This window comes from Bernardetia sp. (assembly GCF_020630935.1).
In the GTDB taxonomy this organism is placed as follows: Bacteria; Bacteroidota; Bacteroidia; order Cytophagales; family Bernardetiaceae; genus Bernardetia.
Genome location: NZ_JAHDIG010000004.1, coordinates 60,965 through 76,947 on the forward strand (window position 1 = coordinate 60,965; position 15,983 = coordinate 76,947).

Sequence of the window (15,983 nt, forward strand, 5' to 3'; positions counted from 1 at the left end):
TTTTGTCTAACCTCCAAATGCTCAGTGTATTAAACAGCATTTCGAACTGACAAAATTTCCGATTTTATCTCAAAAAAACGATTGGAATAAAACTAGCTAACTTTCTATTAAAACATCTGAAATTCATTCATTTTCATAGAAAATCAATAATAAAAACTTTAATAGAATTATGAGCGTAGAACAAGGTAATTTGTCGGTAAACACCGAAAATATTTTTCCAATCATCAAGAAGTTTCTCTATTCAGACCACGAAATATTTTTAAGAGAACTGGTAGCCAATGCAGTAGATGCTACTCAAAAGCTAAAACATTTATCTTCTTCTGCTGATTTTGAAAAAACAGCAACAAGTGAAGTAGGAGAATTAAAAGTAAAAGTTTCTTTCGACAAAGAAGCCAAAACCATTACAGTAAGTGATAATGGAATCGGTATGACTGCCGATGAAATTAAAAAGTATATCAATCAAATTGCTTTCTCTGGAGCTACTGAATTTGTAGAAAAATACAAAGATGCTCCAAACAATAAGCAGATTATCGGACATTTTGGCTTAGGTTTTTATTCTGCTTTTATGGTTTCTAAAAAAGTAGAAATTATTTCTCGTTCCTTCTCTGCTAAAGAAAACGAAGCTGCACATTGGGAATGTGAAGGCTCAACCTCTTTTGAGTTGGAACAAACTACAAAAGCAGAGCGAGGAACGGATATAATCCTCCACGTAGCAGAAGATTCAGAAGAGTTTTTAGAAAGTTTCCGTTTGAAAGGCATTTTGGATAAGTATGCTAAATTTTTGCCTATGCCAATAGAGTTTGAAGGCGAGCAAATCAATGACCCAAATCCACTTTGGACAAAACAGCCTTCTGACTTAAAAGATGAAGATTATTTAGAGTTTTATAAAAAACTGTATCCGTATGGCGAAGACCCACTCTTTTGGATTCATTTGAATGTAGATTATCCGTTTGAGCTTACAGGAATTTTGTATTTCCCTAAAGTAAAACAAGAACTTACAGCCTCAAAAGACAAGATTCAGCTTTATAGCCGTCAAGTATTTATTACAGATGAGGTAAAAGAGATTGTACCAGAATTTTTGACACTTCTTCATGGTGTGATTGACTCGCCAGATATTCCTCTCAATGTTTCAAGAAGTTATCTTCAAGCAGATGGAAATGTAAAACGTATCAGTAGCTACATTACTAAAAAAGTAGCAGACAAACTGCAAGAGCTTTTCAAAAACGACCGTGAAGGATATGAAAAAAAGTGGGATGATATAGGCTTATTTGTAAAATTCGGAATGATTACCGATGAGAAATTCTTAGAAAAAGCTGAAAAATTTGCTCTAGTAAAAAGCATAGAAGGGAAATATTATACTTTTGATGAGTACAACGAAAAAATTGCAGCCAATCAAACAGACAAAGACGGTAAAAAAGTTTGGTTATATGCAGCTGATGTACAAAAACAACATACTTTCATCTCTTCAGCTCAAAAACGAGGCTATGATGTCTTGGTAATGGATTCTATTATAGATTCGCATTTGATTCAGCGTTTGGAAGCAAAGTTAGAAAATGTTTCTCTTCGTAGAATTGACTCTGATACGGCAGACAAAATCATTGCAAAAGATGAGAAAATGGAGGCTGTTTTGTCAGAAGCAGACCAAACCAAAGTCAAAGAAGTTTTTGAAAAAATTGTTTCTGCAAACCACACCGTAGAAGTACAGCCGATGCCGACTGATGAAATGCCTGTTACCCTAACACTTTCAGAGTTTATGCGTCGTATGAAGGAAATGGCAATGTCTGGAGGAGGAGGAATGTACGGAATGAATTTGCCAGACCAATACAATGTTATTGTCAATGCTAATCATTCTTTAGTACAGAAAATTTTAGACACAAAAGAAGAAGAAGCTCAACAGCAAATTGCTAGACAGGCGTATGATTTGGCTCTCCTCTCTCAAAACCTTTTGGAAGGACAAGCACTTTCAAGTTTTGTAGAGCGTAGTTTAGAGTTTATGAAATAAAGCGTTAGCATTTACTCATAATTTTGAAAAAACCTTTCCAAATTGAATTTTGGAAAGGTTTTTTCTTTTTAAAAATATGCTGTTAGAAAATCATTTATTTTTTCTGTTTCTCCTAAAAACAACTGGCATTGCCATTCTAACCTTTGCTTTTTTACCTCGCTGTGTAGCTGGTGTCCAGTAATGGTCTTTACTTATCAAATTCATTACTCTTAAAACCTCTGTACTGTTTGCTTCACTAGGGCTTTTCAATATTTCAATATGAGTTATTTTTCCTGTTGTATCTACAATAAAATGAAAAAAAACTTTTCCTTCTTTAGCATCTTTGGGAAACTGTAAATGATAAAAAATTAACACTATCACGTACGCCCAAGAAACAATTATGTGATGAATAAGTTCAATGCTTATATGTATTATCAGAATGCAAAAGCCTATTCAGAGGGAAATCATAGAAGGTGGGATAAAGACAGTTTGAAAAAAGAAAGCTATCAAAAATTAAAAGAATATAAAGAAGAGTTTAATAGATTATTTTCTAGTGAAAAGACATAACAATAGGCAACTTTATGTTAAAACATTCGTAAAAAAAGTAATAATAGTTACACAAAAACCAAAAGGTAGTCAAAGAAAAGCTATAAAAAAATAGCACACCAAAATACTGACTACCAATACCTTAACTCATAAAACTTACTATCACTCACTATGAAGTTCAGATTATATATTATTTCATTATTTTGAAACAATAGTCTGTTAATTTACACGAAACCCAAATTTAATATGTTATTTTAAATAAAATTCATATTTATATTGGATTGATTGAAACAATTCTATTACCTTTGCACTCGTAAAAATATTACATACAAAATCTGTACATCACTAAAACACTTTATCTAACATGGAAAATAATCAGCAGTTGCGCTATTCAGCAGAAGAACTCAAAGAATTTGAAGCTATTATCAATTCTAAACTTGCTAAATCAAGAGACGAACTAGACTATTTGAAAAAGTCTATTATGAGAGAAGATGCAGCCGAAAACAGAACCAGCGCAGGAAACTTAGAAGACGGAGCTAGTTCAATGGAAAAAGAACAACTCAATCAGCTTGCAGCAAGAGCGCAAAAATTTATCTCTGATTTAGAGCGTGCGCTTTTCAGAATCAAAAATGGAACGTATGGCGTTTGTAAAGATACTGGAAAACTGATTTCAAAAGAACGTTTGCGTGCTGTGCCTCATACGCAGCAATCTATGGAAGCAAAAATGAATAGAGTTTAGTAAAAATTGTGAATGATGAATGGTAACTTATGAATGAGAATATCTTTCAAAATTTCCAATATATTCAAATACCACTATCAATAATCTATCATATTGATGGTGGTATTTTTCTTTTTGTGTAATTTTGTCAAAAATTATCCATTATAAAATTGTCTATTAACTCATGTTTGTTGTTATCCGTATAAAAACAGTAGAAAGTATCGCAGAAGTTGTCTATTATGAGCTTGCTCCATTGGGTTTTGATGCCATTATGGAAGAAGAGAGTGAATATTCTGAAAATAACTCAAAAGACCCAACCGAAAAAACGATTTGGATAACATCTGTTTCAGAAGAGAATTATAATGAAACAGAAGTCAGAGAAATTTTAGAAAATTATACTTCTCAAAATCTTTTGACCTACTCTATTTCAACGGAAGAAAAACAAAACTGGAATAAAAAATGGGAAGAAAATTTTCAACCTATTCGTTTAGAATATGGTTCAGATAAAGGCATAGAAAAAAAATGTATTATCAGAGCTGATTTTCATGAAGCAGAACCAGACTTTGAATACGAAATTATTGTTACTCCGAAAATGTCTTTCGGAACAGGACACCACCAAACTACACGCCTTATGCTTGGGCATCAGTTTGAAATAAATCATACCAATAAAAAAGTATTAGATGCTGGCTCGGGAACAGGTATTTTGGCAATTATGGCAGCCAAGCTAGGAGCAAAAGAGGTTTTTGCTTGTGATATAGAAGATTGGTCGGTAGAAAATTCATTGGAAAATGCAGAAAGAAATAGTATAAAAATTGATTCCAAACATGGCACAGTAAAAGTATTTGAAGGACAAAAATTTGATATTTTACTTGCCAATATCAACAAAAATGTACTTTTGGAAGAGATGCCTCTGTATGCTGAACTCTTAGAAAAAACAGGTACTTTAGTGTTGAGTGGTTTTCATGTAAAAGATGTAGAAGATATTTCTGAAAGAGCCACAGAGTTTGGATGGCATATACAAAAACAAACAGAAGAAACGCCATGGTGTAGTCTTCGCTTATCTTTGAGTGTTAATCATTCTTAAAATTGTGTCTTGTATTATAAGTAAAAGGCATGCCTTTTCCCTGCTCATAAAAACTATCTATTTGTGTATATGCGTCTTATCTTTCTTTTCTTGTTTCTAATATGTAAAACATTTTTGGGTTTATCACAAACTTTAGACAGAAGTCCGTTTGTGGGAGCAGAACTTGGCACACTGACAGAACCTGTACGAGTAGCCTACAAAATGAAAGTAGAAGAAGGAATCATTATTTATAAAGTTTTTCCCAATTTAGCAGCAGATAAAGCTGGTTTGCAAGAAAAAGACGTAATTATTGCTGTTGATTCTACTCACTTACATAACTTGAAGGAGTTTAAAGAATTTGTACAAACAAAGAAAGGAAATGATACACTAAGTCTGTTTTTTGTTCGAAACGATACAGTCAGAAACACGTCATTGATATTGAGTTTTCTACCTAGAGAAAATAATTTCTATTTCGAAACAATGTATGACCAAATAGAATTAGATAGCCAAACTAACCTTCGAACTATCTTTACTTTTCCTAGAAGAATTGAAAATAACGAACAAACAATTACACAGTTTCCTTTAGTAGTTCTTTTAAATTCAGCATCCAACCAATCTATTGAAAGAGAATTGTATTCAAAAAATAAAAGTAATTACCAATTTTATGATTGGGTCGAAAAACTTACCAAAGATGGATTTGCTACCTTACGAATAGAAAAAAAAGGAGTGGGAGACAGCGAAGGAAAATTAGAAAACTGGACTTTCGAAGACGAACAAAAAAGTATTATTGAAGCTCTAAAAAAAATCAGAAAACAAGGTGTTATCAATCAAAATCAAATTTACCTTGTTGCTTTGGGGTCTTCTTCTTTTGTAGCATTGGAATATAGAAAGAAGATTCTAAACAGTTTAGATAGTATTGATACATCATCATCTTTTTCGAAAACTGACTTTCAGACCATCTTCATAGAAAAATTGCCTGCTAAGTTACAAAAAACAAATTATCAGAATACGGATAGTTTGCTTACATTCTTCCCTCCTCTACATTTTTTTGATAAGACTTATGTGAAAGACATACTCTCACACTTACAACGCTACAATACTATGTTTAGAGATGAAAAACTTTTTTGGATAGAATCAGAAGATGATATTTTGAGAGTTTTGAAAGAATTGAAAAGGTAAGAATCTGCTAACAGATAAGTATTTTGTCCATACTACTAAATTATCATAGCTGCTATGTAGGTCAGTCTCGTAGAGCAGACTGTTCTTACACATAAAACGGTCTTGACCTATTTATTCAAAAAATGTCTAGTAGTATGTATTTCGTCTATAAATTACTTCGTTTTTTCTAAACAAAACAAGTACAAAAGAACTTAGTTACTAAATGATTATTGTCTTGAATGGGTGCATATTTTGGCAATATTCAATGAATAATTTCCCTCTAAAAAACCTCTCATATTTTATAAAAAATATGAAGTATCAAAATTTTGTATTCACTTGATAGAAAAAATAATGTTACCTCTCTTTCCTCTTAATCTTATTGTTTTTCCAAACGAACCTCTAAATCTACACATTTTCGAACCTCGTTACAGACAACTTATTTCGGATTGTATAGAAAACAAACAAACTTTTGGAATACCTCCTTTCTTAAATGAAAAATTACAAGATTATGGGGCAGAAATAGAACTCGTAGAAATTGCACGCCGACATACCGACGGAAGAATGGATATAAAAACCAAATGTGTTGGTGCTTTCAAGATGCTATCTTATTACAATCCAGCTCCCAACAAACTCTATGCAGGAGGAGAAATTGAACGAATTATACATACTGATAGCTCTACTTTTTTAGATAAAGAAAAAATTCTTGCACAAACTACCGAACTTTGGCAACTGGTAAAAGCAAAAGCAGATGTACCAACCGAAACAGAATTTTTATCCTTCAAAATTGCTCACAAAATAGGTCTTTCTTTAGAGCAAGAATATGATTTGTTGAGGATAGCAGACGAAACAGAAAGACTAGAACTTATTTCAAGGCATTTGGATAATATTATTCCTATTATAAGAGAAGTAGAACGCACTAAGGAAAGGATAAGAATGAATGGACATTTTAAAAATTTTGATGAACTAAATTTTTAAAATAAATATCCTCTATTTTTGTATTCATTCTTTACCACTAATTTTTAGAAAAAAATGACTTTACAAGAAGCTCAAAAAACAGTCGATGATTGGATAAATAATCACGGTGTTCGATATTTTAATGAACTTACCAATATGGCAATGCTGACCGAAGAGGTAGGCGAAGTAGCTAGAATTATTGCAAGAAAATATGGTGAGCAGTCCTTCAAAGAATCTGATAAAGACAAAGAACTCTCCGATGAACTGGCTGATGTTTTGTTTGTTGTTATTTGTCTTGCTAACCAAACAGGAGTAAACTTAACAGAAGCCTTGCAGAAAAATTTAGATAAAAAAACGAAGCGAGACAACCAAAGGCACAAAGAAAACAAAAAATTACAGTAACTTGTGATGAAATAAATCTGCTTCAAAAAAGTTATCCTATTCTATCAATTCTCTTTTATTATGAGTCGCTATTTGGCGAATTTTTATACTCTATTTTTTCACCCTATTCACAAATACAGATTTGTGATACTGTGTTGTAGTACATTCTGTTTTTTCACTTTTCCACTAACAGCACAACAACTTTTCCTAACAGCCAAATACGACCACAATGGCATTCCAGATCCAAAATTCACGAGTAATGAATGGAAAATAGATGCAATTGAAGGTAGTTTTTTGTATATTTTGTTTAGACAAGATAAGGAAATAAAAGACCCCAAACTTTATCTTTTCGTAGATAAACAAATCATAACAGAAAAAGATGGAGAAATCGTAACTTCATTTGAAGAATACGACAATAAGAAAATTTATATCCATAAAAAACGTAACTGGGCAGCTATTCAATACACTTTTTCACAAGCAGGAGTTTACAAACTTTCCATTGCTGGTGCAGATAAAAAAACCTTGATTTCTAAAGAAATAAAGATTCGTTATAAGTCCAAAATTCTGTTTAGCAACGATTTGAACGAGCAAAAATATCCTGTTTCACATCAAAAAATATTCACATTAGAAGAAGGAAAAAAAGGAATTCATATTTTTATAAAAGATGAAATCCCTTTTGATTCAGAATCTTTAAAAGTAGTGATTGAAAAACAAAGCCAAGAAGGAGAATATTTAAAATATACAGAGGAAATATTTTTTATAGATAAGCAGCTTCGTTTTTCCTTCTTTGAACAAATATTTGAGCTAAAAGGAAAATACAAAATCTCTGTTTTTAAAGACAATGAAGAAATTTTAGCTGTTGTTTTTTTACAAGTGGTTTAAAAAATCATAATTCAGTAGATTTTTTTGCAATCTGTTCGTATATGAGTTGTTGGTTAAACTTTTTGTAGAACAAATGTTCTAAATTGAGTTAATTAGTTTTACTAGTTTTCTATTCTACCCTACTGTTTTTTTAATCCTCGTTTACGGCTGTATTTTGAGCCTAAACGACGGTTTTTCTGTATCGTTTTCAACCGTAAACGAGGACTAAAGCCGTCGTTTAGGATATAAAAACAAAATAGTAGGGTAGAGTGCTAATTTTCAATTATTCATTGTCCATTATTTATTTACTTTATGGCTGCCTGTTACGCTACACACACCTTAGATTTTTCAAAAACCAATCAGTTTTCACAGTTATTTTTAGACTTTATTGCTCAAAAAAATGACCTTAAAGAGTTTTATGGACACTTTCCCAATATAGAAAATTTTGAAAAACAGATTGAAATAAAGGGTAATTCTTTCGAATCAGAAAAGCGAGTAGTCTTAGCAAATGCGTTACAAAATCAGTACAAAAACACTTTAAATCCACCTACAAATCAAATAGAGTTACTCAAAAAAGAGACAACTTTCACAGTTACGACAGGACACCAACTCAATATTTATACAGGAACGCTTTATTTTCATTACAAAATTCAGACAGTCATCAATGCCTGTAAAATTTTGAAAGAGAAATATCCAAAATACGATTTTGTACCAGTCTATTGGATGGCAAGCGAAGACCACGATTTAGAAGAAATTGCTTCCTTTAATATGTTTGGAAAAAAGTATACATGGCAAACTGACCAAAAAGGAGCTGTCGGAAGAATGAATACAAAGGGTTTAGACAATTTAGGCTTTAAGGAAGAAAAAGCTAAAGAATTAGGCAAATTTTATAAAGATGCAGCAGACAAAAATCAGAATCTAACACAAGCGACAAGAAATATTGTACACTCTTTTTATGGAAAAGATGGTTTGGTAATCATAGATGGAGACGACAGAGAACTAAAAAAACTATTTATTCCCATCATTAAAAATGAATTACAGAGCCAAAATAGCTATAAAAAAATTGAAGAAAGCAATAAAAAACTAGATAACTTAGGTTACAAAACACAAGTTACACCAAGAGAGATAAACCTTTTCTACTTAGATGATAATTTGAGGGAACGCATAGTTGAAGTAGAAAATACTAAAGATGAAGAAAATAACCTTTTCGGCGTTTTGAATACTGACCTTGTTTTTTCAGAAGAAGAATTAATGAAACAAGTAGAGGAGACTCCAGAAAAATTTAGTCCTAATGTTGCTCTTCGTCCTGTTTATCAAGAAGTAATTTTACCCAACCTTTCCTACACAGGAGGACCAGGCGAACTTGCCTACTGGCTACAACTCAAATCTATGTTTGAGTATTTTGAAGTAGATTTTCCAATCCTTCTGCCTCGTAATTTCGTTTTGTTCATTCCAAAATTAGTTCATCAGAAAATGCAAAAGACAAACCTTTCCTTTGAAGATATTTTTGACTCTTTTGATAACCTTAGAATTAATTATGCTACCAAAAATGCAGAAAACGATGTGCTACTGGAAAATGAAAAACGAGAATTATTGCAAATCTTTGAAAAAATAGAAGCCAGATCAGAAAAAACAGATATTTCACTTCAAAAATCAGTAGCAGCTGAAAAAACAAAAGCTCTAAAGCGTATAGAACATCTTTCTAAAAAACTCCGAAAGGCAGAAGAACGCAAACTCTCTGATGCTATTGGTCAGATAAAAGCAGTCAAGGATAATCTGTTTCCTAGTGGCAGCCTTCAAGAACGACACGACAATTTTTTGAGTTTTGTAATCAATGATAAAGACTTTTTAGAGAAAATACAAGAGGTTTTAAATCCTTTTGATTTGCGTTTTTTGGTAGTGTATGAAGAAGACAATAATCTGTAATATTAGTTTATTCCTCCCTTCTCAAACCTTGTTATTCTACAAACTATTCCTTTGCAAAAGCCTGTTTTTCACAAAGAAATACGTATTTTTGTAATCTAAAATAAAGTACCAAACTATGTAAGGATAAGGCATGCCTTATCTCTATCAAAAAAATATAAACAAATGAACACAACACTTGAACATAACCAAACACACAACGGACAATACAAACCAGCAGAGGAATCTAGCATTACGCCAAAAAATATAAACGACCAGTTCGTTTCTCCAGATTTTTATGCTTTAGATTCACTTCTTACAGAAGAACAAAAACTTATTCGTAGTTCAGTACGTGAATTTATTAAGAAAGAAGTTTCTCCCATCATCGAAGAGTGTGCAGATAAGCATATTTTTCCAAACTGGCTGATTCCTAAATTTGGTGAAATTGGTTGCTTTGGACCTTCTATCCCAGAAGAATACGGAGGGGGAGGAATGGATTACATTTCTTACGGCTTAGTAATGCAAGAAATCGAACGTGGCGACTCTGGAATGCGTTCTATGGCTTCTGTACAGTCTTCGCTTGTGATGTATCCAATTTATAAATTCGGAAATGAGGAGCAACGTAAAAAATATTTACCAAAATTAGCCTCTGGCGAATGGTTAGGTTGTTTTGGTCTGACAGAGCCAAATCATGGTTCAAATCCTTCTGGTATGCTCACTACTATCAAAGATATGGGCGACCACTATTTGCTAAATGGCTCAAAAATGTGGATTACAAACTCTCCAGAGTCTGATGTGGCTGTTGTATGGGCGAAAAATGAAGAAGGACGTATCAAAGGCGTAATTGTAGAGAAGGGAATGGAAGGCTTTTCTGCTCCAGTAATTAAAGATAAATGGTCGCTTCGTGCAAGCGTTACGGGTGAACTTGTTTTTGATAATGTAAAAGTGCCGAAAGAAAATTTATTACCAAACAAAGACGGTTTGGGCGCACCTATGATGTGTTTGGATTCGGCTCGTTATGGTATTTCTTGGGGAGCTTTAGGAGCTGCAATGGATTGTTATGACACAGCTCGTCGTTATGCAGCAGAACGTATTCAGTTTGATAAGCCGATTGCTTCGTTCCAACTTATTCAGAAGAAACTAGCTGAAATGCTTACCGAAATCACGAAAGGACAACTTTTGAGTTGGAGACTTGGAACGCTTATGAACGAAGGAAAAGCAACGACAGCACAAATTTCGATGGCAAAACGCAACAACGTAGAAATTGCTATCAATATTGCTAGAGAAGCTCGTCAGATTTTGGGAGGAATGGGAATCACTGGAGAATATCCAATTATGCGCCACATGGCAAACCTTGAATCTGTCTTGACGTATGAAGGAACACACGATATTCACTTACTCATTTTGGGTAGAGAAATCACTGGTATTCCTGCTTTTGGATAAGCATTTATAGATTTATTGACACAAAAAATCATTATCAATTAATAATTTTGATAATGATTTTTTTATTGACTTAATAAAACTTCTTCTAATTAAAAATCTCGCCTTTCTTCACGCCAATATAGGTCATCATTGGGTTTTCACAAACGATAGTTCCTTTTATTGGGACAAGATTTTTACCTTCGTGTGTTTCTACATTATTTTCTCCACCTTCTGCATCAATTTCAAGAACTACCTTTTCATCAGAAAACTCGACTACTTTTAGAGTTCCTTTCTTAACAACACTTATTTTCATTCCTGCATCACTAATTGTCATAAGATTAAATAGTGGAGCTACTTTTTCATCGCTATTTGTATCTTCAAAATTGGCAGTCATTGGTGCTTTTAACATGCTCTTCTTCCCATTAAAACCAAGTTGTAGAGTATGCTGTTGCCCGTCTTTTTCTTGTACAAGATTGATGGCTACAATAACTTTGTCTTTACTATCATTGGCAATATTAAATATGGGTTTTGCATCTTTAAAATCTAGTTTTTTGCCATCCATAGTTACATCTATTTTGGCAGTAGCTTTATCAGCATTGCTAATATTTGAAGTTTCTACGTCTGTGCCTAACATTGCACCTGTTACTTCTTCGGCTATGGTTTCATTGATTTTGTCTTCAATTGCTTTTTTAGGATTACAAGAAGAAAAAGCAGCCATAAAGAGTGCCAATACAAAAAAGTTTATGATTTGAGTTTTCATGAGATTATTTTTGTGATAAATGGTAGTTTGTAAAATTAGTATTCCTAAAGAGTATTTGTTTTAAAAAAGTGAGCCAAGGCAAAACCTAAGCCCACTCTGATACAAACTACTCTATCAGAAAAAATAGATAAATTTGATGATGTGTAACTTAGTTGTTTTGTCCACCTTTCATAAGTCCAGACATATCCATGACTTTATAGTTACTCATATTGATAGATGAGTTTTGATTTTCATTGATTTCTGTAACAGTCATTTTTACTTTTTCGCCAGTTTTTTTATCTGTTGATTCTATTTCCATTGTAAACTCCATAGGGATTGCCATAAGCTGATTTTTTTCCTTTTTATTTTGAAGAAACATCCCTGCAAAGGCTTTAAATTGTGAGAGTTGTACTTGTTTGGTTGTCCAAGAAATAGCTTTCATATCGTCAGTTTCCATAATTGTTTCAGAACAAGTGTAGCCTAAAATATTCTTTGTACGTCCTGTACGAGTAATCTTGACACCTTTCATCGCCTCTTCTGCATTTTGCTCTTGGTCTTGTGCTTGCTCATAATTTTCAACATTTGGAATCTTCATCGCTACGGCTTGTTTGTTCTCTTCCATAAGCGTAATCATAGCTTGCTGAGAACCGTCAACAATAATCTTAGAGTGTATTTTTTCTGTTTTTTCTTCTGATGTAGCTTCTAACATTTCCATCGCCATATAATTGGGGTCAGCAGAATTGTAATAACGCATAAACATATCGCCGTCTTTCTTTCCATTTTTCTTATACATTTCTGTATGCATGGTAAAATTAGAATTGAAGCTGTAGCTAGACTTTACTTCTATATTTCCACTTCCACCAAGCATTTTATTTAGAAATTCCGTTCCATCATTTTCTTGATTTTCTGAAGAAGAATTATCAGACGTATTTTCTATATTGTCATCATCATCATTTTTTTTCTTCTTTTTCTTCTTACGCTTGAAAAGTCCTTCGATAGCATCTAAGCCTTCATCTATTTTGTTGTCGATTTTATTATCGATGCGATTGTTTGTTTTTTGCTTGGCACGTTCTTTAGTGCGTTCTATGGTGTTGTTTTGTGCAGTTGCTTGTATTGAAAATGCAATACTCAATAGTGCAATTAAAAAATAACTTTTCATAATAATTGAATTTTGATTAGAGTAGTAGTGTTTAAAAATAGAATGAAAACAATCTGTATTTAATTACTTCCTTCACTGCTACATACAAAAAACAACGTACAAACTAGCTCATTGAAGAGGAAAAAAAATTGTTTTTTTTCAAAAGCGCAAATAACAACCCTTATCACAGGTACTTTTGTAGGTGGTGTTACACAAAGTATGATGAGTATTTGTATTTTGATATTGAGTGTAAATTATCGTCGGTGAGACATCACCAATGGCGAAAAAAAAGCCGTTGTTGGTGTCTCCACCAACAACCAATATCCTCCATCATACTTTTTACAACACCATCAAATTTTATTCTAATAGTATTATGCCTTTATATAAAAAGCAATAATAAGGTAAGCACCACGCCAGCCAAAGTAAAATATAGTCCTTTTTTGAATACACTGGTTTTGGGCAGAAACATAAAAAAAGATGAGAAGGAGAAAAATAGAAGAGCTACCCCAAAGAAAATGTTGAAATAATATAATGGGTCTCCAGATTTAGAAGCGTGAAAATGTGTCATTTTATCTAATAAAAAAGGCAGTTTTTTGAGTGTATATTCAGCAACTCCACTCTCTTTATCATAAACTCCTTCTTTAAAATAGATTTTATTTTGGTCTTCTTCAGTAGCTTTGAAACGTCTTATTTCCAGTAGTTTTCCAAGCTCCTCTGAAGAAGTATTTGGTTTAATTTGTTTTGTAAAGTGTTCTTCTTGCTTAAAAATATCAGTGTTTCTAAAAATCAAAACTACTCCACTAAGAGCATATACACTCATAATTCCAACTAAAAAAAAGCCTAAATACCTATGAACAACTCTTACCTTGAGAGAAAAAGAATTTTTACCTGCCATTGTTTTCTTGATTAAATTTTAAAAAATTAGCTTCTAAATTATATTTATTTAGAATAATTTTAAATAAAGCCTAAAAATAGTAAATCCTTTTTGTTTTTTATAGTCTAAAACAAAAAAAACTTGGTAGTTGATACCAAGTTTTTTATTCTAATTTTCTGTAAGTCTTTTATACTTCTGCTAGTGCTTCTTTGATTTTTTTACTGCCACTTTGCATTGTAATTACTTTGTTGGAAGTGGAGTAGTTATCCAATAATCCGACAAGCGTATCAGCAACATCTTCGATAGGATTTTCACCTGCCTTTTCAATATCCACTTCTATCTTTCCAGTTCCTTCTTCATCTTTGAGCGCACTAGGTTGCAAGATAGTGTAATCTAAACTTGTATTTTTCATCAGCCACTTATCAGCATAATGCTTTGAAACATAATAGTCTATCATATCTTTTGGTAGTTGTTCCCATTTATCAGTATCTGTTGCAAAGACTGTACTGAGCATAATGTAACGCTTGATGTTTTTCTTCTCAGCTACTTCCATTGTTTTGATAGCTCCGTGCAAGTCGGTTTGTAAAAGGTCTTCTCCCCTAGAGCCAGATACAAAAAATATAGCTTCTACATCGTTTGGAATCTGTTTTTCCATATCTGACTTCGAAGAGCTTAAATCTAATGCTATTTGAGAGTAGTTTTCGGCTTCAAAAAGTTTTTCATCTTTTCGTGTTGTTCCTACTACATGGTGGTCTTGGGCTAAAAGTTTTTCTGTGAGAGAGTTACCAACTCTACCACTTGCTCCAATGACTAATACTTTCATATTTATTGGTATGGTTTAGTTTAAAAAATGTGTACAATAAAACAACCGTTGTTGGAAAGGATGGTTTTGTTTTTTTTGAAGAGGGTCAGTTTTTTAGACTTTTGAGGTCTTTTACCATTGTTGGTTTTTTGTTTCGGCTTGCCGTTACAGTAACCAACAATCAATATAAAGAATAGGTTTTAGTAAGTTTGTGGTAGTGCTTTTTGTTAGTGGCACTTCGTTAAAATACCAATAAAGGTGGAAATTTAGAACTGCTCAACTCAGCAAGATGCCGAATACATACAAGCCACTCACAAGATGCGAGTGATGTCTGGGGGAAGTATAACTTAGTAAATTTTTTCGTATAACCATTGAGATAGCTTGTTTGACATTTTACTTGATACTTTGAATTCTTCAATCATTGAATTACAAGAGTCTATTGTTCTTCCTCTTGCATTTGCAAGATTTGGGTATTCAGTAGGGAAAGCTGATACTTGTCTTCTTAATGCTATCAAAGTTTTGGTAGAAATTCTTATTGTATCATCTAATTTATTTATACTGTCATATACGTTTTCTAGACTTGTATAATCTTTAGTCTCATATAGATAGATAATTATAACTTTTTCAAAATCAATGAATGTATCTGCAAATTTATTACTAAAATTATTAATCAATGTATTGATTTCCCTTGAGCTTTTGTTCATTATTTGTGATACATCAGCCATAGAATTTTTGACTTCTCTGTTTTTGTTAGATAACTTTTTAGATGTATAATATTTCATTCTATTCGTATTTATAACAAGGACTTTTTTCATGTTATTCATAACTTTAGTTATCTGTAGTATTATCTCAGTGAGAATATTTAGATTTTCGCTTGCATTTGATATTCTCTCTATTTCTTCTTTAGAAACTTCATTATTTATATATTGAGATAAAAAATCATTCTGTATATCACTTTGTATAATTTTACTTAATTCAGTTATAGAATGTTTACCTAAGACTTTAGTTTTAGGTATTTCAATTTTCCACTTACTACTTGTTTTAGTTATAGTTTTATTATTGATAATTTCCCAATAAACTAAATTGTCTTCTTGAACATAGAGAATAATAACTATTGGAATAGCTAGATTTAGCCAATAACCTTGATGAACACGACTTATATAATAGGTAAAGCTATCTTCTTTTTCATGAACATTACCTTTTCCACTCTTAATTTGAGCAGCAAGAAATTTACCAGTAGGGTTTCCGTTTATAGCTTCTTCAATTAAAGCATCTATTCCTACATCCACTAAAGGCTGGTCTCTGTAAACCCACTGTATATCTTCAGTAAATATCATACCTGCCTTTAATACTCCTGACCTCTCCTTGTAATTAAACCTTAGCATATTTTTTTAATTAAAATTTAGTTAATTATCATAGAACAATATTTTTTCGATAAAAAACT

The 15,983-nt window shown here is 32.3% G+C and carries 16 protein-coding genes; 10 read left to right on the forward strand and 6 right to left on the reverse strand.

Annotated features, from left to right (window positions below; translation table 11 throughout):
* The first annotated feature begins 169 nt into the window (after window positions 1-169).
* A complete protein-coding gene (gene htpG, locus QZ659_RS02150; RefSeq protein ID WP_291721205.1) occupies window positions 170-2,002 on the forward strand; it encodes a molecular chaperone HtpG in 1,833 nt (610 codons plus the stop codon).
* Between the two features lie 90 nt (window positions 2,003-2,092).
* Here htpG and QZ659_RS02155 read toward each other — a convergent pair whose 3' ends face one another.
* On the reverse strand, window positions 2,093-2,362 hold the full coding sequence (locus QZ659_RS02155) for an energy transducer TonB (protein WP_291721208.1): 270 nt from the start codon (window positions 2,360-2,362) through the stop codon (window positions 2,093-2,095).
* Between the two features lie 24 nt (window positions 2,363-2,386).
* Between QZ659_RS02155 and QZ659_RS02160 the strand changes: the two genes are divergently transcribed.
* The 9 genes from QZ659_RS02160 to QZ659_RS02200 all read left to right on the forward strand — a co-directional run bounded on the left by QZ659_RS02160 (window position 2,387) and on the right by QZ659_RS02200 (window position 11,007).
* Window positions 2,387-2,548, forward strand: coding sequence for a hypothetical protein (locus QZ659_RS02160; RefSeq protein WP_291721212.1), 162 nt, complete (start codon window positions 2,387-2,389; stop codon window positions 2,546-2,548).
* Window positions 2,549-2,891: 343 nt separating this feature from the next.
* Window positions 2,892-3,266, forward strand: coding sequence for a TraR/DksA family transcriptional regulator (locus QZ659_RS02165; RefSeq protein WP_291721216.1), 375 nt, complete (start codon window positions 2,892-2,894; stop codon window positions 3,264-3,266).
* Between the two features lie 163 nt (window positions 3,267-3,429).
* Window positions 3,430-4,329, forward strand: a complete 900-nt coding sequence (prmA, locus tag QZ659_RS02170; protein ID WP_291721219.1) for a 50S ribosomal protein L11 methyltransferase — start codon at window positions 3,430-3,432, stop codon at window positions 4,327-4,329.
* A 114-nt stretch (window positions 4,330-4,443) separates the two neighbouring features.
* The gene (locus QZ659_RS02175; protein WP_291721222.1) at window positions 4,444-5,487 is read left to right on the forward strand and encodes a PDZ domain-containing protein; all 1,044 of its coding nucleotides are present in this window, start codon (window positions 4,444-4,446) and stop codon (window positions 5,485-5,487) included.
* Between the two features lie 330 nt (window positions 5,488-5,817).
* Window positions 5,818-6,441, forward strand: coding sequence for an LON peptidase substrate-binding domain-containing protein (locus QZ659_RS02180; protein ID WP_291721225.1), 624 nt, complete (start codon window positions 5,818-5,820; stop codon window positions 6,439-6,441).
* Window positions 6,442-6,495: 54 nt separating this feature from the next.
* Window positions 6,496-6,822, forward strand: a complete 327-nt coding sequence (locus QZ659_RS02185) for a nucleotide pyrophosphohydrolase (protein WP_291721227.1) — start codon at window positions 6,496-6,498, stop codon at window positions 6,820-6,822.
* 123 nt (window positions 6,823-6,945) lie between these two features.
* Window positions 6,946-7,683 carry a hypothetical protein gene (locus QZ659_RS02190; protein ID WP_291721230.1) on the forward strand — a complete coding sequence of 246 codons (738 nt, stop codon included), beginning with the start codon at window positions 6,946-6,948 and terminating at the stop codon, window positions 7,681-7,683.
* A 291-nt stretch (window positions 7,684-7,974) separates the two neighbouring features.
* Entirely contained in the window at window positions 7,975-9,588 is a 1,614-nt protein-coding gene (gene bshC / locus QZ659_RS02195; RefSeq protein ID WP_291721233.1) for a bacillithiol biosynthesis cysteine-adding enzyme BshC, read from the forward strand.
* Between the two features lie 162 nt (window positions 9,589-9,750).
* Window positions 9,751-11,007 carry an acyl-CoA dehydrogenase family protein gene (locus QZ659_RS02200; RefSeq protein WP_291721236.1) on the forward strand — a complete coding sequence of 419 codons (1,257 nt, stop codon included), beginning with the start codon at window positions 9,751-9,753 and terminating at the stop codon, window positions 11,005-11,007.
* Window positions 11,008-11,092: 85 nt separating this feature from the next.
* Here the strand turns inward: QZ659_RS02200 and QZ659_RS02205 are convergent, their stop codons facing one another.
* The 5 genes from QZ659_RS02205 to QZ659_RS02225 all read right to left on the reverse strand — a co-directional run bounded on the left by QZ659_RS02205 (window position 11,093) and on the right by QZ659_RS02225 (window position 15,924).
* The gene (locus QZ659_RS02205; RefSeq protein ID WP_291721240.1) at window positions 11,093-11,746 is read right to left on the reverse strand and encodes a hypothetical protein; all 654 of its coding nucleotides are present in this window, start codon (window positions 11,744-11,746) and stop codon (window positions 11,093-11,095) included.
* Window positions 11,747-11,894: 148 nt separating this feature from the next.
* Window positions 11,895-12,884, reverse strand: a complete 990-nt coding sequence (locus QZ659_RS02210) for a hypothetical protein (RefSeq protein ID WP_291721243.1) — start codon at window positions 12,882-12,884, stop codon at window positions 11,895-11,897.
* A gap of 358 nt (window positions 12,885-13,242) precedes the next feature.
* Entirely contained in the window at window positions 13,243-13,758 is a 516-nt protein-coding gene (locus QZ659_RS02215) for a hypothetical protein (protein ID WP_291721247.1), read from the reverse strand.
* Between the two features lie 166 nt (window positions 13,759-13,924).
* On the reverse strand, window positions 13,925-14,560 hold the full coding sequence (locus QZ659_RS02220; protein WP_291721249.1) for an NAD(P)H-binding protein: 636 nt from the start codon (window positions 14,558-14,560) through the stop codon (window positions 13,925-13,927).
* Between the two features lie 326 nt (window positions 14,561-14,886).
* Window positions 14,887-15,924, reverse strand: a complete 1,038-nt coding sequence (locus tag QZ659_RS02225; RefSeq protein ID WP_291721253.1) for a DUF4365 domain-containing protein — start codon at window positions 15,922-15,924, stop codon at window positions 14,887-14,889.
* Window positions 15,925-15,983: the final 59 nt, after the last annotated feature.